The following is an 18,740-nucleotide window of genomic DNA, read 5'->3' on the forward strand; positions in this document are numbered from 1 at the left end:
AAGCGAGGCAAATCGGCGGGAATCCCGCCACCTCCTTGGGCAGTACACCGGGTTCGCCAGTCTCCGCGCAGTCCAGCGGGTGCAGCAAAGACCTGCACGATCACGCCCTACTTTGCTTCATCCCTGCCATGCCGCTCCGCTTCCCGCTGCGCGCGGCGGCTCCCTGGACGCGCCGGCTGGCCGGGAGCGTCAAGGCTGGGACCGGCGTCGTGCGTGACCTGCGGGGCGGAACCCGCGACGGCGGCGGCTGCTGCCAGCGCACCGGTATCGTTCAGCTCGTCGGCAGTCACTGTCGGCCCGCCCGCGGTGGCGAGGCGCTTCATGCCGGTGGCCTTGACCACCAGGACAGCGATCAGCGTGGTGACGGGGATCGCGAGGACCAGGCCGATGGATCCCACCAGGGTCCGGATGACTTCCTCGGACAGCTCGGCGCTGGTCAGCGCTTCGGCCAGCGGGCGGTCGTACAGCATCACGATGATGAGAATCGGCAGGGCGGCGCCCGCGTAGGCAAAGGCGATGGTGTACACCGTGGAGGCGATGTGGTCCCGGCCTATCCTCATGGCCGAGGTGAACAACTTGCGGGCCGTGGTGTTGGGCGCCAGTTCATACAATTCCCACACGGCAGATGACTGGGTGATGGTGACGTCGTTGAGCACGCCAAGGCCGGAAATGATGAGGCCGCAGAGAATGATCCCGGAGATGGAGATCTGGGGTGACATGTTCACCAGAGTGGAGGCATCGTGGTTTCCCACCCCTGCAAGGTTGGCGGCGTCCGTAGCCCAGGCCGCCAACAGCGCGGTTATGCTGAGCCCAAAAATGGTGCCCAGCAAAGCCGTGGATGTTCGCGCCGAGAATCCATGCGCGAAATACAGGACCCCGATCATAATCACCGTTGAGCCCACCAACGCCAGCAGCAGCGGTGGCTTGCCCTCCACCAGACCCGGCAGGATGAAGCTCACCAGGACGAAGTAGGCACCCACCAGGCCAAGCAGCGCCCGGAAGCCACGCCATCGGGCCACGGCAATGACAATCACTGCGTAGAGGACGGCCAGGATGGCGATGGGGATGCTGCGGACGAAATCTACAAAGACGAAGGCTGGAGCTCCGCTCCCCGCGTTCGTTCCCTGGACGGCAGAGAGATTGAGGTACCTGATGGAGTCCCCCACATCCACGCCGTGGGACATGGCCACGTCAGGGTTGATGACCACCTTGACCACGTCACCGCCCTTGTCCGGCTCGGTGAAGGCGAAGGTGCACTGCGAACCGCCAGCCTGCCCGCCTTGGTTGGGGTCGGTTTGGCCGGTGTTGGGCTGTCCGGTGTTGGGCTGTCCCGTGTCGGTTTGGCCCGTTTGCGTGCAGCTTTCCACCACAACGCTCTGGATCCGCCCGGTATCGAAGGTAACACCCGGAGCAGCCTGGTAGGGGCTCGAGAACGTGATTCCTTCCCGGCTTCCGGAAGGCCACATGACCATCATTGCCACGAGCGTCAGGACGCCCAGTGGAACCAGTATGGCCGCCAGAATCCAGTTAGCCCTCTTTCGCGAGGCAAGGGCCTGCGGTGTTGGCTCGGAACTTTCAGAATGTCCGTGGGAGTGACCGTGGCCCATCAGCAGCAAAACCTCATGCCCTTAACCCTACGCGGGACCAGGCCGACCGCAGAGTTCAGCCGTAAAGCCAAAGATCCCGTGCCGCCCGCAGAATGCAGGCAGCACGGGATCCCGTGGACAAATTCTGGTCAATCGCTGACGATCAACGTATCCGCGCCGCGCACATGGGCCTTGCCTGATTCCAGCAGTGGACCCAGTACCGTTCGGAGAGCCGTCATGGATTCGTCCACTTCCAGCAGCACCGGGTGCTGGTAAGCGATGAGCGCCAAGAGATCCCGGACCGCCGCCGCTGCATCGTCGGCTGACAGCTGGGGGTCATGCCCCAGGAAGACATCCGACGGTTCGTCCGAGTTGCCCTGGGCATAGCTGATGGCGAAAGCCTGGATTTTGCCCTTGCGTGTTGCTGGAACGCCTTGGCCAAAAGCGCTGGCCTTGGGCGCGCGCAGCACGATCGCGCCGTGGGCTCCGGTCAGGTCATGAAGGAACAAGCGCTGCACTGTGGCGATGCTGAGCTCCCCAGGGCTATCCCAGTGGTGAACGTGCGAGTAGTACTTGCCCACAACGTCACTCAACTCAACCGAACCCGTAGCCAAGTCCTCCACGCGCTCGGACGCGGCTTCCTCGGAACCGTCACCGAACCGCGGCAAGGACAGTGGTTCCGGTTCCACCACCACCAGTTGCGACCGCTGGATGGGCCCAAGCCCCGCTGCCGCAGCGAAGGCCGCACCGGCAGTGCCCGGCTCCACCTTGCTGCGCAGCTTGGAAACGCCCGATGGCGAGTTCCCGGCTTCACGCCGAAGCATGGTCAGAAGGGTGGCGCCTACGCCTTCACGGCGGTGGTCCCTGGCAACCTCTATATACGCCCAGAGTCGTTCGGGGTGCAGGGACGCCTCATGAACAACGCCGGCGGCTACCGGGATCCGTACACCGTCCACCACGTCTTCGGCCACGATGCAGCGGCGCCAGGGTTGGTTGCTGGACGGTGCCAGGGCCGCACGGAACTGCTCAGCGGGAAGGGTCTCCGGGCCGCCCCAGATTTCCAGGAGGGCGAGGTCGTCGCCCTCCTTCCATTCGCGATACTCCAATGCCATGGCTAGGCGCCGATCAGGCGTGCCGCAAGGTAGCCCTCAACCTTGTCCAGGGACACACGTTCCTGGCTCATGGTGTCGCGTTCACGGATGGTGACGGCCTGGTCTTCCAAGGTGTCGAAATCCACAGTGATGCAGAACGGGGTACCAATTTCATCCTGGCGACGGTAGCGGCGTCCGATTGCGCCGGCGTCGTCGAAGTCAATGTTCCAGTTCTTGCGCAGCTGGGCGCCCAGCGCCTTGGCCTTCGGGGACAGGTCCTCGTTACGGCTCAGCGGCAGGACAGCTGCCTTGACCGGGGCCAGGCGCGGATCCAGCTTCAGGACAGTACGGACGTCGACGCCGCCCTTGGCATTGGGTGCCTCGTCTTCGGTGTAGGCGTCGATCAGGAAGGCCATGAAGGAGCGGGTCAGGCCTGCGGCAGGCTCGATCACGTACGGGGTGTAGCGCTCGTTGGTGGCCTGATTGAAATAGCTCAGGTCCGTGCCGGATGCCTTGGCGTGCGTTGACAGGTCAAAATCGGTGCGGTTGGCGATGCCCTCGAGCTCGCCCCACTCGGAGCCTTGGAAACCGAAGCGGTATTCGATGTCAGTGGTGCCCTTGGAGTAGTGGCTGAGCTTCTCCAGCGGGTGTTCGAAGAAGCGGAGGTTATCCTCGCGAATGCCCAGATCCGTGTACCAGGACATGCGTTCCTTCATCCAGTACTGGTGCCACTCAACATCGGTGCCGGGCTCGACGAAGAACTCCATCTCCATCTGCTCGAATTCGCGGGTACGGAAAATGAAGTTGCCCGGCGTGATTTCGTTGCGGAAGGACTTGCCGATCTGGCCAATGCCAAACGGCGGCTTCTTCCGCGAGGTGGTGAGGACGTTGTTGAAGTTCACAAAAATGCCCTGGGCGGTTTCCGGACGCAGGTAGTGCATGCCCTCTTCGCTGGCCACCGGGCCGAGGAAAGTCTTGAGCAGGCCGGAGAATTCCTGGGGTTCGGTCCACTGACCGCGGGTGCCACAGTTGGCGCAGACAATGTCCGCCAGGCCGTTTTCTGCCGGGCGGCCCTTCTTTTCCTCGTACTCTTCTTCGAGGTGGTCCGCGCGGTAGCGCTTGTGGCAGGAGAGGCACTCAACGAGCGGATCGGAAAAGACCTCCACGTGGCCGGATGCTTCCCATACCTGGCGGGGAAGGATGACCGAAGAATCCAGGCCTACAACGTCCTCGCGGCCGCGGACCATGCTCTGCCACCACTGGCGCTTGATGTTTTCCTTCAGTTCCGCGCCAAGGGGACCGTAGTCCCACGCAGAACGGGAGCCACCATAGATTTCACCGGCCTGGAAGACAAAGCCCCTCCGCTTGGAGAGGGAAATGACCTGGTCAAGGACGGATTTTGCTGCCATGGGTAACTCCATTTGTTCTACAGGGCCGCTGGGTGCGGTCCGCGGTGGTTTGCCCCGGATCCGGACGAGGTTGTCCGGCGGGGTGCTGGGGAAAGTTGCTGTTGTTACTGCGTTCTACTGTGGGAAGTACACGAAAATACTGTCCGATACTTACCCTACCGGCCTTTGGCCGTTGATCTTCGTGCGAAAGCTCCCTTGGGCCAGGGCAACGTGGCCACGATGATCGCGGCGAGCGTCAGTACTGTACCCAGCACCGTGGGCAAGGCGACCACCGCGCCGGGACTGGGGATCACGACGTCGAGCACCAAGGATCCCACCAACTGCCCGGCAATCATGCCCAAACCTGTGATCAGGACGCCCAGGCTTCGGACCAGCAGCGCTGCCAGTCCAATGAAGAGGCAGCCCATGGGTCCACCAAGGTAGTACCACCACTCACCGGGCAGCGGATTTCCCGGCCCGGCAACGGCCAGCTTAATGATCCATGCGATCCACAAAATGAGTGACCCGGCAACGAAGTTCACCAGCGTGGCAGCGATGGGTGTCCCGTAATGAACTGTGGCGGTTCCGTTCATGGCCTGCTGGAAGCTCATGAAGAAACCAGCGGCCAGCGGCAGCAGGACCGGCAGCACCAGCGAGGCGACGTCGGCGTCGCCCCCGAACCGGGGTGAAACAGCCCAGGCGACGGCTGCAACGGTGAGGATACTGCCAAGGACCCGCACCCCGGTGATGGCGCGTTTCCCGCCCGGGCCGATTCCCATGCGGTCCACGAGCAAACCACTCAACGTTTGGCCGGTGACAGCCGCGACGGTGAACAGCGCAACACCGAGCAACGCGACCGTGAACGACTGGGCAAAGACGAACAACGCACCGATGGCACCGGCCATGACATAGAAGCGGGGAAAGCTGCGGTTCCGGACAGCGGGAATGATGCGCTGCAGGCCGGCCCTCCCTCCGGGGGTTGCCAGTGAAATGGCTGCGATCAGCAGGAGCCCTGTGGTGAAACTCACGACTGACGCGGCAATGCCGTCGTCCAATTTTGCGCCAAGGGCCCCATTGATCCTCGCTTGAAGCGGGATGACCAAGCCCGTTGCTACGGCGATAGGAAGGCCAACGGCGAGCGGAAGAGTAGGACGGGGAGAAGGCTGCGGCACCGTCACCACACTACTTCAGGCATCATTGCTCTATGAGCAATCCCGAAATTGAAGAGATCCCCATCCGCGATGACATGATCCGCCTTGGCCAACTGCTGAAGCTTGCCAACCTGGTGGAGGACGGCGTTGAAGCCACGGAGCTCATCAAGAACGGACTGGTCAAAGTCAACAACGAAATTGATGACCGCCGCGGACGCCAACTCCATGTGGGCGATACCGTAACCGTCAACGGACAGACCGTCCGGATCACCGCCGCCTGACCCACCGGGCTCAGTCGGTGAGGACCCTGTGGGTAAGGAATTCGCCCACGTGTCCGATCTCCTGCTGGTTGATGCCGTGCCACATGCCCGTGTACAGGACCTTGGTGAGGTCCACATGCTTGCGGACCCAGCCCATGGTGTAGTCGATCTTGTCCGGCGTAATGACAGGATCCTGCTGGTCACGGCCCCAGAACATCGGCATCGAACCGTCCAGCTCGTCGTCCTTGAACGCGGCGTCGCCACCGGCGTCGATCACAAAGCCTGAAAGCCCGACGACGGCGGCAAAGTCCGCGGGACGGTAGCGGAGCATGGTGGTGGCCATGGCCATACCCATGGAGAAGCCCAAAAGCGTCACCGACGAGTGGTTTGCCTTAACCGTGTCCAGCCATTCCAGGGCGTACTCGGCCGCGAGTTTGACGGCATCCAAGGAGTAATCGATGGATGCCGTGAGCGGGAACCACGTGAAGCCAGGTCCCATGGGCATCGGCGCACGAAGGGCCGCCACCACAAATCCGTCAGGCAGCAACCCTGCCAGGCTGAAAAGGTCGTCCTCATTGGAGCCGTAACCGTGCAGCAGGACCAGGAGCGGTTTGCCGGCACGCTCAGCTTCATCGTGGGACCACAGGACAACGGGCGCGGGAAATGCAGGAGCTTCAGTCATGGTTCCATTCTTGCAGTTACCCACAAGTAACAACCTACGGTGGCGTAGGTTCGCGGTAAGGGGGCAGGATATGAGCGTGAGTGAGAACAATCAGTTGTTGAAACCTGGCGATCCTGTGCAAAAACACCCGTGGACCCGTTATGTGGCGCTGGGTGATTCCTTCACTGAGGGCATCGGCGACCCCGAGCCCCGGAACCCTGGCGGTCACCGTGGTTGGGCAGATCGAGTGGCCGAGGAGTTGGGCCGCGGCCAAGATGACTTTGCCTATGCCAACCTTGCCATCCGTGGCAGGTTGTTGCAGCAGATCATCGATGAACAGGTAGGCCACTGCCTGGAGTTGCAGCCTGACCTCGTGTCCATTTCGGCAGGCGGCAACGACCTCATCCGACCGGGCGGCGACCCCGATCTGCTGGCCGAAAAACTCGATACCGCCGTGGGAAAGCTGAGCTCTGGCGGAGCCACCGTGGTGCTGTTCAACGGCCCCGACACCGCCGCCTCAGTGCTGGGGCGCATCCGTGGAAAAGTGGCCATCTACAACGAGAACCTCAGGACAGTGGCTGCACGCCACGACGCCGTGATAGCGGACATGTGGTCATTGCGGCAGCTGTCAGATCACCAGATGTGGGATGTTGACCGCCTTCACTTCTCGCCCCTGGGACACCACACCATCGCCATGATGGTCCTGGACTCCCTCAACGTCCAGCACACCCTTGAACCACTGATGCCCAAGCCGCTGCCTCCGCGGACGTGGCGCGAGGCCCGCTCCTCGGACCTCGTCTGGGCGCGCGAGTACTTTGTCCCGTGGGTTATCCGAAGGCTCCGGCACCAGTCCTCCGGTGACGGCATCACGCCAAAGCGTCCGACGCCGGGTCCTGTCTTCGGCCCCAGCGGCACCTTGCTGCCGCGGAGCTAGGGCGACGTTCAGGTGATGGTGCCAGCAGGGTTTCATGGGGCCGGACTTTCGGGTGGCCACAGTGGCGGATAAGGCGGACCTCTTCGCGGAGAAGGTCCGGCGCCTGCGCCTGCGACGGCAGCAACTGCGGGCTCCTTTGTCCGGGACCGCCGGAGACGTGGTCCGCAACCTGTTGGCAGTCCAGTCCCAGGAATTTCCGTATGCGCGGTGGACCCTTGCCCAAAGGACATCCGCTTCCACTTCCTCCGACGTGGAACAAGCCGTTGCCGATGGAACCATCCTGCGGACGCACATCCTGCGGCCCACGTGGCATTTTGTGCACCGGGATGATCTCGGCTGGCTGATGGGGCTCTCAGCGGACCGGCTGCATCAGGGAAACAAAGGTATGTACCGCCAAACAGGCGTGGACGAAGAAACGTCCGCACTCAGTGGCCGGATCCTGGCCTCAGCCGTAGCGGACGGTGCCCACAAGACGCGCGAAGAGCTGGCTGGGGTCCTGGGACAGGCCGGCTTCCCCAGCAAGGGCCTGGGGTTTATCTATCACCTCATGCACGCCGAGATCAGTCGCATCCTGGTGAGCGGCGCCCCCATCCGCTCGGCTGGGGGCGCCCTGAAACAGACGTATGCCCTCTTCGAAGAGCGAGTGCCGGGTTTCGTGCCCACGCCGTTGACCGGGGAGGTCCGTGAAGAAGCCCTGGGCACGTTGGTTCTCCGGTACTTCGGCAGCCGCGGTCCCGCCACCATCAAGGACTGTGCCGTGTGGTCCGGGCTGACCATGAAAGACGTAAAGCTGGGCATCCAGGTGGCCGGCGAGCTATCGCCGGGCGCCCTGGCATCACTCGCCATGGACGGCCTCGAGTTTTACCTCGCCCCGGAAGATGCCGTCGAGCTCACCAACCCCGGGGGCCCTTCGCGTCTGCCTGACGCAGGACTCCCCCGCATCGACCTCATCCAGTGCTACGACGAATACGTCATGGGCTATTCGCAGTCCCGGCACTATCTGGGTGGGACAGCACCGTACTTCCCCGAAGACAACGGGCCCATGCACGTGGTCCTGATGGATGGCAGGTTGGCTGGATGGTGGCGCCATGGATTCTCCGGCGGCGCCTGCCAACTGGATGTCCGCATGAACCGGCCGGCAAGCCCTCCCGAACAGATGGCTTTGGAGGCCGAAGTGGAACGCTATGGGCAGTTCCTGGGCATGGAAGCCCGGCTCCACTGAAGTGTTCACTGCAGGCGCCGGAGTTCACGCCGTGCGACCGGGCTAAGCTGGGATAAGACCTAGGAGGCCTGCACTGTGAACAATCTGATCTTCTGGATCATCGTCTGCTCGTGGCTGATTCCGCTCGGCATCCGCATGTACAACCGATCCCGCGCGCGCCGGATCCAGAACGGAACCTTCCGCGGCCCTGGCTATCCCCCGCAGCAGAACCTGCCCGGCCCCGGCTATCCGGCACAGAGTTACCCGCCCCAGGATTACCCCACACAGGATTACCCGGGCTATTCGTCCGGGCCGGCCGTCATCCGCCCTGTAGATGACGGACCGCAGTCCGGGGCGCCGTCGAACACTTCCTCCCCCACGCCTTTCCCGGCAACCAACGGATCGGAGCCGCAAGGCTACCGCGCCCGCAAGCTGGCAGAGCTGGACGCGAAGTTCAGCAACGGGGAGATCGCCATGGAGGACTACATGAAGCAGCGCGGCGACATCATGAACGGCTAGCTTGGCGGCCAACCCAGCGTCCTGCAGCCGCTACTCAACTGTCCTGCAACGGCCACTCAACTCAGGCGAAGAAGGCTCCGCGGAGCTGTGCTGAGAGCTGGCCGATTTCCGTCAGGAACCCGTCATGGCCGATCGGCGCCTCAATGACGTGAACCGGAACATCACCCGGCAAGGCTGCGGCCAATTCCCGGGATTGCGCCGGGAAATACAACCTGTCGCTGTCCACGGCCGCGACGAAAAACTCCGCAGTGGTGCGCGACAATGCTGCCTGCAGCGATCCACGGCCGCGTGCGACGTCGTGGGACATCAGGGCTTCGGTGATGGCGATGTAGCTGTTGGCGTCGAAACGCCGGACGAGCTTTGTTCCCTGGTGGTCCAGGTAGCTCTCCACCTGATAGCGGCCACGCTCCCCCAGGACCGCAGCGGCCAAAGGTGTCTCCTGGTGCTGGGCTTCACGGCCGAAGCGGAAGTCCAGCTCCAACGCGGAGCGGTAGGTGATGTGGGCGATGCGCCGGGCCAACGCAAGCCCTTGTTCAGGGGCCGTGCCCCCGTAGTAATCGCCGTTGTTGAAGTTCGGGTCCTGGCGAATGGCCAGGGTTTGGGCCTGCGCAAAGGCGATCTGCTCGGCCGTGCTGTAGGCACCCACGGATATCACGGCGCAGCGTTTCACCCGCTCCGGGAAGGTCGCTGCCCATTCCAACGCGCGGGCCCCGCCCATGGAACCGCCCAACACGGCGTGCCAGGCCTGGATTCCCAAGGCTTCGGCCAGGCGTGCCTCGGCCTCGGTGCTGTCTCGCAGGGTGACCAAGGGGAACCGGGAGCCCCAAGGACGGCCGTCCGGCGCCTCCGAGGACGGTCCGGTACTGCCGTAGCAGCCACCCACGATGTTGATGGAGATGACAAAGAACCTGTTGGTGTCGATGGTGGCACCGGGGCCTACCAGTTGCTCCCACCATCCTTCTTCGTCCGTAGCTCCCCGGGCAACGTGCGTGCTGCCCGTGAGGGCGTGCTGGATGAGCACGGCATTGGAGGCATCGGCGTTCAGCTGCCCCCAGGTCTCATAAGCGAGGACGACGTCGGGAAGGAATCCGCCGGCCTCAAGGTCCAGCGACCCAATGGCGGCGTACTTGACGGTTCCGTCTTCTTCTCCGGATTTGGGAAGGGCTGTAGCAGTAATGGTCATTCCTTTGACACCTTAACCTCGCGCTTGCCCGTCGCCTTGCGTGCGAACAGGCCAGGTCTTCACCCGGGGCACCCCACCGCGGAGGAGGGTTGCCGGCCAGCAAGCCGGGGCTATGCGCTGGCACTCATGACCTAATACGAAGAGTCTAGGAAATACAGGGCGGTTATGGCGAAGAATATGACATCAGTGTGACGGTTCGGGGCGTTTTCGTTCACGAAGCAGCACTCCGGAATGCCACCCGGCGAATAATCGTCGGTCCGGGCGGCATTCCAGGAAAGGCGTCAGGCGTGTTCACGCCGCAGGTTTCAGGGCTTGTTTCAAGCTCCCTTGGCGGCCCGGAATCCGGCTTCGAGGTCGGCGATGATGTCATCCACGTGCTCAATTCCCACGGACAAGCGAACCAAGCCGGGGGTCACACCGGCCGCCAGCTGCTGCTCAACCGTCAGCTGGCTGTGCGTAGTGGAGGCCGGATGTATAACCAGCGAGCGGACATCGCCGATGTTGGCAACATGCGAGTGCAGTTCCAGTCCGTCAACGAAGCGCTTGCCCGCTTCAACACCGCCCTTGATGTTGAAAGCAACAATGGCGCCGGTGCCTTGCGGACCGTACTTCCGGCCGCGGTCGTACCACGGACTGGACGGCAGACCCGCATAGGCAACCGATTCGACGTCGTCGTGGGCTTCCAGCCACTCTGCCACCTTGGTGGCGTTGGCTACGTGACGTTCGACGCGCAGGCTCAGCGTCTCCAGTCCCTGGGCGATCAGGAAGGCGTTGAACGGGGACACAGCGGAGCCGAGGTCGCGAAGAAGCTGGACCCGTGCCTTCAGAACGTAGGAGAGGTTGGCGCCGAGTGCCCCGTCCTTGCCAAGATCCCGGGCGTAGACCAAACCGTTGTAGCTGGGGTCCGGGGTGTTGAAACCCGGGAAGCGGTCCGGGTCCTTGCCGAAATCGAAATTGCCTGAATCCACGATTACGCCGGCGATGGCAGAACCGTGGCCACCGAGGTACTTGGTGGCGGAGTGGACCACGATGTCGGCGCCCCACTCGATGGGACGGATGAGGTAGGGGGTGGACAGCGTGTTGTCGACGATGAGGGGCACGCCGGCCTCGTGCGCGGTGCGGGCAATGCCCTCGATGTCCAGCACATCCTGGCGCGGGTTGGACACAACCTCGCCGAAGAACAGTTTGGTATTCGGCTGGACCGCCTCACGCCACTGGTCCAGGTTATCCGGGTCCTCCACGAAGGTCACCGAGATGCCGAACTTCTTCAAGGTGTGCGCCAGCAGGTTGTAAGTACCGCCATACAGGCTGGGGCTCGCCACGATGTGGTCGCCGGCCTCCGCGATGTTAAGGATCGCAAAGGTCTCCGCGGCCTGGCCAGAGCTCAGCAGGAGGGCACCCAAGCCGCCTTCGAGGCTCGCGATCCGCTGCTCCACGGCATCCTGCGTCGGGTTGCCGATCCGGGTGTAGATGGGCGCGAGCTCGGCCAGGGCAAACCGGTTGGCTGCGCTCTCGGCGCTGGGGAACACAAAGGACGTGGTCTGGTAGATCGGCAGTGCCCGTGCTCCCGTGGCAGAGTCAGGCTCCTGACCTGCGTGGATCTGGCGGGTTTCGAAAGACCATCCTTGTGACATGGAGTTCTCCTGTTCGTGGCGCATGGGTTCTGTGGAAACGTGCTGCATGTGAGCTGGGGCCAGTCTAGGAAGTGTCCGGAGCCATGGACAGCTTTATGACGCCGGTGGAATCTTTCGGTCTTTCAGCGTCACTGCATGACGCCACGCGGCAGCAGTTATACACATCCCACCTTAGTTAGGCTTGACTTAGCTGAGACCCCGATCACAAAGTGCCAAGATGAAGCCATGCGCATGGATCACGTCTCTTACGCCTGTGAACGAGATGGCCTTCTGGCCACTACCGAACGAATTTCCGCGGCACTGGGAGTGGACGCTGTCCGGGGCGGAGTGCACCCGCGCTTTGGTACCCGGAACATGATCATTCCCCTTGCGGATAACAAGTACCTGGAAGTTGTGGAGGTCCTGGACCACCCCGCTTCCGACAAAGCACCCTTTGGCCAAGCAGTTCGTGCCCGCTCGGCCGCCGGTGGTGGATGGATGGGCTGGTGCGTCGCTGTTGACGATCTGGCACCGTTTGAGGACCGCCTTGGCCGTTCCGCTGTGCCGGGCAACCGCAAGTTCCCTGACGGCCGCGAACTGGTGTGGCAGCAGATCGGCATCCTGGGGTTGATCGCAGATCCCCAGGTTCCGTACTTGCTCAAGTGGGAGGGCGATCCGTCACTTCACCCGTCCAGGATTTACGAAAGCGACGTCAAGATGTCCAGCCTCACCATTGCGGGCTCGGCGGAACGCGTCACCGAATGGCTCGGAGAACCGGTGGAAAAGCCGCTGGAGGACGTCGCTGTCCAGTGGATGGCGCCGCACGGCACTCCGGGAATCATGTCAGTAACTTTCGAAACCGCCTCAGGAGCCGTCACCATCTGACCGCCCCGTCCATCCGGGCTCGTCCCGGCGCCGGTCACCCCTGTCCGGTAGGAACTTCGGCCGCCATCAGCGGGTGCCAAAGACGTCACCCACCGATGGCGGCCGGATTTTTTTCGCCCTACCCCAGGCCCATCGCCTTGCCGAACAGGCTGAAGCCCACGAATGCCACTATGTCCAGCAACGCGTGGGCAATCACCAGGGGCATCACCCGCTTGGTCTTGGTATAGATCCACGCGAACACCAGACCCATGACCACGTTGCCGATGAACGGCCCAAAACCCTGGTACAGGTGGTAGGTCCCCCGCAGGACGGCGCTGACCACAATGGCCACGGGCATGCTCCAACCGAACTTGCCGAAGCGGTCCATGAGGTATCCCACCACGATCACTTCTTCCACGACCGCGTGCCGCACGGCCGAGAGAATGAGCACTGGCACGGTCCACCAGTAGGCGTCCAGGCCGCTGGGGACAATCGCCGTGGTGATGCCGAGGGCCCGGCCGGCGGCGTAGAGGCCCAGAGACGGAATTCCAATCACGGCAGCAAGCCCCACACCCTGGAGCAGGTCCTTGCCCGGCCGGGCGAAGTTGAAGCCGAGCCGGGCGAACGCCGAGCCGTTGTCGCCGTCGCGGTTTGCCTGGATATGCGCGGACAGGAAGTAGAACACCAGAGCCACCGGCACCAGGGCGAAGATGATGTCCAGCAGTTGGTAGGTGAGGTCAAAGTACTCGCGGGTGCTTTGGGACCGGTTCAGGGTTGATGTGGCGTCGGCCAAGGGAGCCCGCGTCATCTTGTCCAGAAGTTGCACCACGGAATATACGGCCGACTGGCCCAGTGACAGGCCCAGCACAATAAGTACTTCGGCGCGCAGCCGTCGGCGGGAAGCAAGGAACATGTACCCACCCTATGCTTGGTGGGATGGGTGCCCCAGCGAGAATTTTCATGATCCGGCACGGCCAGTCCGCCGCGAACGCCGACACGTCCATTTACAACCGTGTGCCGGACTACCGGATCCCGCTCACGGAACTCGGCGTGGAGCAAGCCCGCATTGCCGGTGAAGACCTTCGCCGCAAGCTCGACGGGCAACAGGTCTGCGTCTACGTTTCACCGTATTTGAGGGCATACCAGACCTTGGAGGCGTTGAATCTAGGCTCGTTGATAGAACGGGTCATTGAGGAACCCAGGCTTCGCGAGCAGGACTGGGCCAACTTCCAGATCGCCGGGGAGATCGAGGATCAAAAGGAGCTCCGCAACCTTTACGGCCACTTCTTCTACCGGTTCCGCGAGGGCGAATCCGGTTCCGATGTGTACGACCGCGTGTCGTCCTTCATGGAGACGCTCTACCGCCATTGGCAAAAGCCCACCTATGCGCCGAACGCTCTCCTGGTGACGCACGGACTGACCATGCGCCTGTTCTGCATGCGCTGGTTCCATTGGACGGTTGAGTACTTCGAATCCCTCAACAACCCGGACAACGCTGAGTTGCGCACACTGGTCAGGAACGACGACGGCCAATACAGCCTCGATTCACCGTTCAGCCAGTGGGTGCCCAGGGATGTTGACGATTCGGTGCTGCACGCGCCCAGAATGCGGTTCTAGGCGGCGCACCCGGCCTGCCGCTGGCTAGCCGGCGGATGCGACGATGACTTCGGTGCCCTTGGCTTCGAAGGCAGCCTTGTCCTCGGCGCTGATTCCGGCATCGGTAATGAGGTGCCTGAAGTCGTAGCCCGCCATGGCCGCGAAGGAGCGGCGACCCACTTTGGAAGAGTCAGCCACCACGTAGGACTCCGTGGCGCGGCGTGCCATCACGGTGTTGACCATGGCTTCGCCCTCGTCAGTGATGGTAGGACCGAGATCCGGGTCCACGCCATTGACGCCGATGAACGCAATATCCAAAGCGACTTTCTGCATGATGACGTCCGTATAGGGGCCCACGAGCTCGTAGGAGCGCGGATTCAGGATGCCACCGGTGACCATGATCTTGATGTTGGGCCGGACTGCCAGTTGGGAGGCAATGTTGATGGCATTGGTCACCACCGTCAGAGTGGGCCGGTTGGACGGGGCGTTAAGGTCCTCGCGGGTGGAGAGCAACTGGGCCAGAGCGGTGTTGGTGGTGCCACCGCTGAGGCCAATTACAGCACCGGGCCTGATCAATGCGGACGCAGCCTGGGCAATATCCTGCTTGGCCTGGGCGTGGTCGTCACGGTTGTAGCGGCCCGGGAGGTCATAGGCCACCGATCCGGTGGTGGCGCCGCCCCTGGTCCGGCTGAGCAACCTCTGCTTGGCGAGGCTGTCCAGGTCTCGACGGGCCGTGGCTGGCGACACGCCCAGACGCGTCACGATGTCCTCGACTTCCACATGGCCGGACTCGGCCAGGAGATCGAGGATGGCGGTCAGCCGATCGGTGCGCGTCATGACGAGCCTTTCGCGGGTTCGGAGCTATTTCGCTTTGGCGAACAGCGTCAGCATACGTGCGGACTCCAGCACAAGGGCATCCCGGCCGGCCTTGAGGTACTTCCGGGAATCCACCACTGCAGGGTTGGCATCGAGGTACTCACGGACGGCGCGGGTGAAGAACCCGTTCAAATGTGTGGATACGTTGATTTTAGTCATACCCGCGCCGATAGCGGCTACGAGCATCTCATCTGTGACGCCTGAGGAGCCGTGAAGGACCAACGGTTTTCCGACCGCGGACTTCAGGCGGGTGATCAGGTGGAGGTCCAGTGCGGCGCTTCGTTCGGTCATGGCGTGGGAGGAACCAACGGCCACAGCGAGCGCGTCAACACCGGTGGCCTCAACGAAAGCCCGGGCCTCGGCGGGGTCGGTCCGGACGCCCGGGGCGTGGGCACCGTCTTTGCCTCCCACTTTGCCGAGCTCGGCCTCCACGTAGACACCTCGCTGGTGGGCGTAGGCGGCCACACGTTGGGTGACTTCGACGTTCCACTCGTACGGCAGATGCGCGCCGTCGTACATGACGGAGCCGAATCCAAGGTTGACCGCAGCCAGGGCGAGGTCCTCAGACTCCGCATGGTCCAGGTGCAGGGCGACCGGGACGGCGGCGGAGCGGGCGATCGCCAGGGCGGCCGACGCTATCGGCTCAAGCCCACCGTGGTACTTGGCGCAGTTCTCGGAGATCTGCAGGATCAACGGAACACCTGCCGCTTCGGCGCCAGCCACCAGGCCCTCGGCTGTTTCGATGTGGATGATGTTGAACGCACCTTGGCCTGTGCCGGAAGCCGCGGCCCTGTCCATGAGTTCCCGTGTGTTGACCAGGGTCACCGGGTCTCCTTCCATGTCACGATCAGTTGGTCTTGAAGTTCCTGGTACCGCGGAGAAATTTCGCCGGCGGCCGGCATGAGCACGGCAGCGGCGGACCACGCGGTGGCGCGGCGGAGTATTTCGCGCGGTTCCGTGATGCCTTCGGCGAGCGCGACGGCGGCAGCCGCCACACCGGCGTCGCCCGCCCCTGTGGGGTTGCCGCTCAGCGCTTCAGGCAGGCGTGCGCTCCAGTAGCCGCCGGGAGCGGCGTGATCGAAGGCGAGCATGCCTTCCGCACCGGCACTGACCAGTACCGTCCGGGCGCCCATGTCGATCAAGGCGAGGGCGGCTGCTTCAAGGCTGGATTCCCCGGTGGCTTCGGCCAACTCGTGATGATTCGGTTTGAGGATGTCGGCACCCGCTTTGGCTGCGGCGATGATTCCAGGACCGGAGGTGTCGATGATGGCCGGGATCCCGGCGTCGTGGGCCAGACGCACCAGCTCCGGGTAGAAATCTGCTGGAGCACCCGGTGGCAGGCTTCCTGAGCCGACCAGGACGGAAGCCGGCAGGTTTCGGTTTCCACTGACGGCCTCAACCACGGCAATCCGGAGTGAGCGCCAGTCGTCCGGCAGGAGCGCCTGGCCCTCCTCATTGAAGATGGACGTTTCGCCGGCGACCGTGTCCACCAGGGCGATGCTGCGGCGGGTCTCGGCAGCGACTCCTACCAGGGTATGGGGAACGCCGCTGGTCCAGAGCTCAGCTGCAAGGGTCTGCCCTGCGGCGCCGCCGGTGGGTGCGATGGCCAGGACAGGGTACCCCAGCTGGTGCGTCACACGGGCAACGTTGATGCCCTTGCCGCCGGCCCGGCTCAGAGGGGTGGGCACCCGGTGGCTGGCACCCTCGGTGATTCCCTGCACGGTATAGGTCATGTCGATGGCCGGATTGGCGGTGACGGTGATGATGCGGTTCACGTTGGCTCGTTTCATTGTGCTGCTCCCAGCAGTGCCCGCGCGTTCAAGGCCGCACCCAGCAGGCCAGCGTCCTGCCCCAGCTCGGCCCGGATCAGCCGTGGACGCCGCTGGAAATCGAGGATCTGATCGACCTTGGTCCGGAGGGGCTCCAGCAGTTCGTCACCGGCTTCAGCCAGGCCGCCGCCGATCACCACCGCTTCGGTTCCCATGATGTTCACGCACTGGCAGATGGTGAAGGCGAGGGCATCCACGGCATCGGCCCAGATGCGCGCGGCCAGTTCATCGCCGTCTCCAGCCCTCAGCAGGACACCACGGGCACCGTTCACCCTGTTCCCGGAGGCCCTGTAGTAGCGCTTGGCGATGGCACCGGCCGAACCTACGGCTTCGAGGATGGTGGAGCCAGCTCCGGCGTCGGGGTCCGGGACCTGGGCATGGCCAAGCTCACCGGCGAAGCCACCCGCGGTGACAGCCTTGCCACCAGAAAAAACGGCTGCGGCGATGCCGGTTCCCACCACCATCACCACAACGTCCTTGAACTCTTTGGACCCACCAAAGGTGTGTTCTACAGCCGCAGCGGACCGGACGTCATGATCAAACGCCACCGGGATCCCCAACCGCTTTTCGGCTTCGGCCGTGAACGGAAAATTACGCCAGCCGAGATTGGCCGAGTAGACACCGATGCCGGCCACGGAGTCCACGATGCCGGGGACGATGATGCCGGCTGCTTTGGCTGGGGACTCCGGGAATTCGGCGGCCAACTCTGTTTTGAGTTCGGCCAGCCTGTCCAGGACCGCTTCGCCGGGGCGTGCAGGATCCAAGGGCGTAGGAACGCGGCGCATGCCCAGGACTGCCCCCCGGGCATCCACCAAGCCGGCCTTGATGTCAGTCCCGCCTACGTCGAAGGAGAGGACCGGTGATGCTGCGGCTCCGAGAACCATGACGGAAGCCTAGGCGGAGGCGTCGAGAATGACGGAGCGCGTCAGGTTGCGGGGCAGATCCGGATTCAGGCCCCGGACGCGCGCACGTTCCAGGGTGACCTTGTGAACCCTGGCCAGTTCAGCCAACGGGTGCTTGTCGGTGTGGATGTAGAGGGCACCGGTGACGGCCATGTCGCCGTCCAGCCCTTCAGGCTGTGCGCCGAACAACCAGGTGACGCGGCCCGGAGCTGCGATCGAGATGGGCCCGTGCCGGTACTCCATGGCGGGGTAGGATTCAGTCCAGCCCTGCACAGCCTCCCGCATTTTCAGGCCCGCCTCGTGGGCCAGCCCAACAGTCCACCCAGTGCCCAGGAACGTGAACTGCTCTGCGTCCAGGAGTTCCTGCGGGACCGGCGCGCTCACGGCGTCGCGGGCATCATCGATGGCCTGCTGCACGTCAATGCCAAGGCTGGACAGCATGTAAACCAGCGCTGTGGTGGCAAAACGGGTCTGCACCACCGAACGCTCATCGGCGTACTGCAGTCCAATCACGGCATCTGCCAGTTCGATGATCGGGGATGTGGTGTCGCCGATGATTGCCACGGTGGGGACGATCCCCTGAAGCTCAGCCAGGATCTCAAGCACCTCAGTGGTGGTGCCTGACCGCGTAATGGCCACGACGGCATCGTACTGGCGATCGGCGCTGTTGCTGTTAAGGAAAGCTTCGGACGCGGCGAAGGCATCAGTGACGCCCTTCCCGGCGGATTCGCGTGCGGCGGCGTAGCTCTGCGCCATGAACCAGGAGGTCCCGCAACCGATCACGGCAATGCGCTTTCCGTCAGCCGGAAGCAAATCCTCGGCACGAGCTTGCTGTACCGCCCGCTGCCATACGTCGGGCTGGGAAACCAGCTCTTCCTCCATGAAGGCGCCCAGTGTGTTCTCGCTCATCGTGTGTTCCGCTCCCGCTCAGCTTAATGACGTTTTCTGATCTATAGAAACACTAAACGATCATTTTCGATCTCACAAGGATCATCCGCAGGGGAAGTCTGCTCATTAACTGCGCACGGCCGGAATGGGTGGCGGACTACGGAAAGCGTGTGCCGTGATGTGCTTTTAAGTTAACTG

General features: G+C 63.3%; 19 protein-coding genes and 1 riboswitch. Of the genes, 6 read left to right on the forward strand and 13 right to left on the reverse strand.

The annotated features are described in order from the left end of the window. Window positions 1-107 precede the first annotated feature (107 nt). The 4 genes from ABIE35_RS20015 to ABIE35_RS20030 form a co-directional block, all read right to left on the reverse strand. Window positions 108-1,607 (reverse strand): YibE/F family protein, encoded by a 1,500-nt coding sequence (locus ABIE35_RS20015; RefSeq protein WP_354517622.1) that lies wholly within the window; start codon window positions 1,605-1,607, stop codon window positions 108-110. 128 nt (window positions 1,608-1,735) lie between these two features. Beyond that, on the reverse strand, window positions 1,736-2,698 hold the full coding sequence (locus tag ABIE35_RS20020; protein ID WP_354517623.1) for a GNAT family N-acetyltransferase: 963 nt from the start codon (window positions 2,696-2,698) through the stop codon (window positions 1,736-1,738). Between the two features lie 2 nt (window positions 2,699-2,700). Continuing rightward, window positions 2,701-4,086: a glycine--tRNA ligase gene (locus ABIE35_RS20025; protein WP_207596944.1), complete on the reverse strand. Its 1,386-nt coding sequence runs from the start codon at window positions 4,084-4,086 to the stop codon at window positions 2,701-2,703. Window positions 4,087-4,241: 155 nt separating this feature from the next. Next, window positions 4,242-5,246 carry a DMT family transporter gene (locus tag ABIE35_RS20030; protein ID WP_354517624.1) on the reverse strand — a complete coding sequence of 335 codons (1,005 nt, stop codon included), beginning with the start codon at window positions 5,244-5,246 and terminating at the stop codon, window positions 4,242-4,244. A gap of 23 nt (window positions 5,247-5,269) precedes the next feature. Here ABIE35_RS20030 and ABIE35_RS20035 point away from each other — a divergent pair, with 23 nt between their 5' ends. Then, window positions 5,270-5,497, forward strand: coding sequence for an RNA-binding S4 domain-containing protein (locus tag ABIE35_RS20035; RefSeq protein ID WP_062067368.1), 228 nt, complete (start codon window positions 5,270-5,272; stop codon window positions 5,495-5,497). Window positions 5,498-5,507: 10 nt separating this feature from the next. Here ABIE35_RS20035 and ABIE35_RS20040 read toward each other — a convergent pair whose 3' ends face one another. Then, entirely contained in the window at window positions 5,508-6,158 is a 651-nt protein-coding gene (locus ABIE35_RS20040; protein ID WP_354517626.1) for an alpha/beta hydrolase, read from the reverse strand. 70 nt (window positions 6,159-6,228) lie between these two features. Between ABIE35_RS20040 and ABIE35_RS20045 the strand changes: the two genes are divergently transcribed. From ABIE35_RS20045 to ABIE35_RS20055, 3 genes are all read left to right on the forward strand, one after another. Then, window positions 6,229-7,071, forward strand: coding sequence for an SGNH/GDSL hydrolase family protein (locus ABIE35_RS20045; RefSeq protein ID WP_354517628.1), 843 nt, complete (start codon window positions 6,229-6,231; stop codon window positions 7,069-7,071). A 34-nt stretch (window positions 7,072-7,105) separates the two neighbouring features. Further along, window positions 7,106-8,293, forward strand: a complete 1,188-nt coding sequence (locus ABIE35_RS20050; protein WP_354517629.1) for a winged helix DNA-binding domain-containing protein — start codon at window positions 7,106-7,108, stop codon at window positions 8,291-8,293. 75 nt (window positions 8,294-8,368) lie between these two features. After that, a complete protein-coding gene (locus ABIE35_RS20055; RefSeq protein ID WP_354517631.1) occupies window positions 8,369-8,791 on the forward strand; it encodes a hypothetical protein in 423 nt (140 codons plus the stop codon). A gap of 61 nt (window positions 8,792-8,852) precedes the next feature. On the opposite strand, the gene metX is transcribed toward ABIE35_RS20055, so the two are convergent. Both metX and ABIE35_RS20065 read right to left on the reverse strand, forming a co-directional pair. Beyond that, window positions 8,853-9,974: a homoserine O-acetyltransferase MetX gene (metX, locus tag ABIE35_RS20060; protein WP_354517632.1), complete on the reverse strand. Its 1,122-nt coding sequence runs from the start codon at window positions 9,972-9,974 to the stop codon at window positions 8,853-8,855. 15 nt (window positions 9,975-9,989) lie between these two features. Continuing rightward, window positions 9,990-10,106, reverse strand: a riboswitch (SAM riboswitch). 185 nt (window positions 10,107-10,291) lie between these two features. Then, window positions 10,292-11,632, reverse strand: a complete 1,341-nt coding sequence (locus tag ABIE35_RS20065; protein ID WP_354517705.1) for a bifunctional o-acetylhomoserine/o-acetylserine sulfhydrylase — start codon at window positions 11,630-11,632, stop codon at window positions 10,292-10,294. Between the two features lie 201 nt (window positions 11,633-11,833). On the opposite strand from ABIE35_RS20065, the gene ABIE35_RS20070 reads away from it, so the two are divergent. Beyond that, the gene (locus ABIE35_RS20070) at window positions 11,834-12,472 is read left to right on the forward strand and encodes a VOC family protein (RefSeq protein ID WP_089594306.1); all 639 of its coding nucleotides are present in this window, start codon (window positions 11,834-11,836) and stop codon (window positions 12,470-12,472) included. Between the two features lie 118 nt (window positions 12,473-12,590). On the opposite strand, the gene ABIE35_RS20075 is transcribed toward ABIE35_RS20070, so the two are convergent. Beyond that, window positions 12,591-13,364 carry a CPBP family intramembrane glutamic endopeptidase gene (locus ABIE35_RS20075; RefSeq protein WP_354517634.1) on the reverse strand — a complete coding sequence of 258 codons (774 nt, stop codon included), beginning with the start codon at window positions 13,362-13,364 and terminating at the stop codon, window positions 12,591-12,593. Window positions 13,365-13,387: 23 nt separating this feature from the next. Here ABIE35_RS20075 and ABIE35_RS20080 point away from each other — a divergent pair, with 23 nt between their 5' ends. Next, window positions 13,388-14,068: a histidine phosphatase family protein gene (locus ABIE35_RS20080; RefSeq protein WP_354517635.1), complete on the forward strand. Its 681-nt coding sequence runs from the start codon at window positions 13,388-13,390 to the stop codon at window positions 14,066-14,068. 24 nt (window positions 14,069-14,092) lie between these two features. On the opposite strand, the gene ABIE35_RS20085 is transcribed toward ABIE35_RS20080, so the two are convergent. From ABIE35_RS20085 to ABIE35_RS20105, 5 genes are read right to left on the reverse strand one after another with little or no spacing between them, the layout of a single operon-like run. After that, a complete protein-coding gene (locus ABIE35_RS20085; RefSeq protein WP_089594303.1) occupies window positions 14,093-14,884 on the reverse strand; it encodes a DeoR/GlpR family DNA-binding transcription regulator in 792 nt (263 codons plus the stop codon). 24 nt (window positions 14,885-14,908) lie between these two features. Further along, window positions 14,909-15,763 (reverse strand): class II fructose-bisphosphate aldolase, encoded by an 855-nt coding sequence (locus ABIE35_RS20090; RefSeq protein ID WP_354517637.1) that lies wholly within the window; start codon window positions 15,761-15,763, stop codon window positions 14,909-14,911. Further along, window positions 15,745-16,713, reverse strand: a complete 969-nt coding sequence (locus ABIE35_RS20095; RefSeq protein ID WP_354517639.1) for a 1-phosphofructokinase family hexose kinase — start codon at window positions 16,711-16,713, stop codon at window positions 15,745-15,747. The genes ABIE35_RS20090 and ABIE35_RS20095 overlap by 19 nt, the downstream gene beginning before the upstream one ends. After that, complete coding sequence (locus ABIE35_RS20100; RefSeq protein ID WP_354517641.1) at window positions 16,710-17,636, reverse strand: ROK family protein; 927 nt, start codon at window positions 17,634-17,636, stop codon at window positions 16,710-16,712. The genes ABIE35_RS20095 and ABIE35_RS20100 overlap by 4 nt, the downstream gene beginning before the upstream one ends. A 9-nt stretch (window positions 17,637-17,645) precedes the next feature. Further along, window positions 17,646-18,563 carry an SIS domain-containing protein gene (locus tag ABIE35_RS20105; protein WP_354517643.1) on the reverse strand — a complete coding sequence of 306 codons (918 nt, stop codon included), beginning with the start codon at window positions 18,561-18,563 and terminating at the stop codon, window positions 17,646-17,648. Between the last annotated feature and the right edge of the window lie 177 nt (window positions 18,564-18,740).

It is taken from the genome of Paenarthrobacter sp. 4246 (genome assembly GCF_040546855.1).
Classification (GTDB): Bacteria; Actinomycetota; Actinomycetes; order Actinomycetales; family Micrococcaceae; genus Arthrobacter.

What these genes read in the sequence shown, in the direction of transcription:
- ABIE35_RS20015 (WP_354517622.1), bottom strand. Translation starts at nt 1,607, where the DNA reads ATGGGCCACGGTCACTCCCACGGACATTCTGAAAGTTCCGAGCCAACA.
- ABIE35_RS20020 (WP_354517623.1), bottom strand. Translation starts at nt 2,698, where the DNA reads ATGGCATTGGAGTATCGCGAATGGAAGGAGGGCGACGACCTCGCCCTC.
- ABIE35_RS20025 (WP_207596944.1), bottom strand. Translation starts at nt 4,086, where the DNA reads ATGGCAGCAAAATCCGTCCTTGACCAGGTCATTTCCCTCTCCAAGCGG.
- ABIE35_RS20035 (WP_062067368.1), top strand. Translation starts at nt 5,270, where the DNA reads ATGAGCAATCCCGAAATTGAAGAGATCCCCATCCGCGATGACATGATC.
- ABIE35_RS20040 (WP_354517626.1), bottom strand. Translation starts at nt 6,158, where the DNA reads ATGACTGAAGCTCCTGCATTTCCCGCGCCCGTTGTCCTGTGGTCCCAC.
- ABIE35_RS20045 (WP_354517628.1), top strand. Translation starts at nt 6,229, where the DNA reads ATGAGCGTGAGTGAGAACAATCAGTTGTTGAAACCTGGCGATCCTGTG.
- ABIE35_RS20050 (WP_354517629.1), top strand. Translation starts at nt 7,106, where the DNA reads ATGGGGCCGGACTTTCGGGTGGCCACAGTGGCGGATAAGGCGGACCTC.
- metX (WP_354517632.1), bottom strand. Translation starts at nt 9,974, where the DNA reads ATGACCATTACTGCTACAGCCCTTCCCAAATCCGGAGAAGAAGACGGA.
- ABIE35_RS20065 (WP_354517705.1), bottom strand. Translation starts at nt 11,632, where the DNA reads ATGCGCCACGAACAGGAGAACTCCATGTCACAAGGATGGTCTTTCGAA.
- ABIE35_RS20070 (WP_089594306.1), top strand. Translation starts at nt 11,834, where the DNA reads ATGCGCATGGATCACGTCTCTTACGCCTGTGAACGAGATGGCCTTCTG.
- ABIE35_RS20075 (WP_354517634.1), bottom strand. Translation starts at nt 13,364, where the DNA reads ATGTTCCTTGCTTCCCGCCGACGGCTGCGCGCCGAAGTACTTATTGTG.
- ABIE35_RS20080 (WP_354517635.1), top strand. Translation starts at nt 13,388, where the DNA reads ATGGGTGCCCCAGCGAGAATTTTCATGATCCGGCACGGCCAGTCCGCC.
- ABIE35_RS20085 (WP_089594303.1), bottom strand. Translation starts at nt 14,884, where the DNA reads ATGACGCGCACCGATCGGCTGACCGCCATCCTCGATCTCCTGGCCGAG.
- ABIE35_RS20090 (WP_354517637.1), bottom strand. Translation starts at nt 15,763, where the DNA reads ATGGAAGGAGACCCGGTGACCCTGGTCAACACACGGGAACTCATGGAC.
- ABIE35_RS20095 (WP_354517639.1), bottom strand. Translation starts at nt 16,713, where the DNA reads ATGAAACGAGCCAACGTGAACCGCATCATCACCGTCACCGCCAATCCG.
- ABIE35_RS20100 (WP_354517641.1), bottom strand. Translation starts at nt 17,636, where the DNA reads ATGGTTCTCGGAGCCGCAGCATCACCGGTCCTCTCCTTCGACGTAGGC.
- ABIE35_RS20105 (WP_354517643.1), bottom strand. Translation starts at nt 18,563, where the DNA reads ATGAGCGAGAACACACTGGGCGCCTTCATGGAGGAAGAGCTGGTTTCC.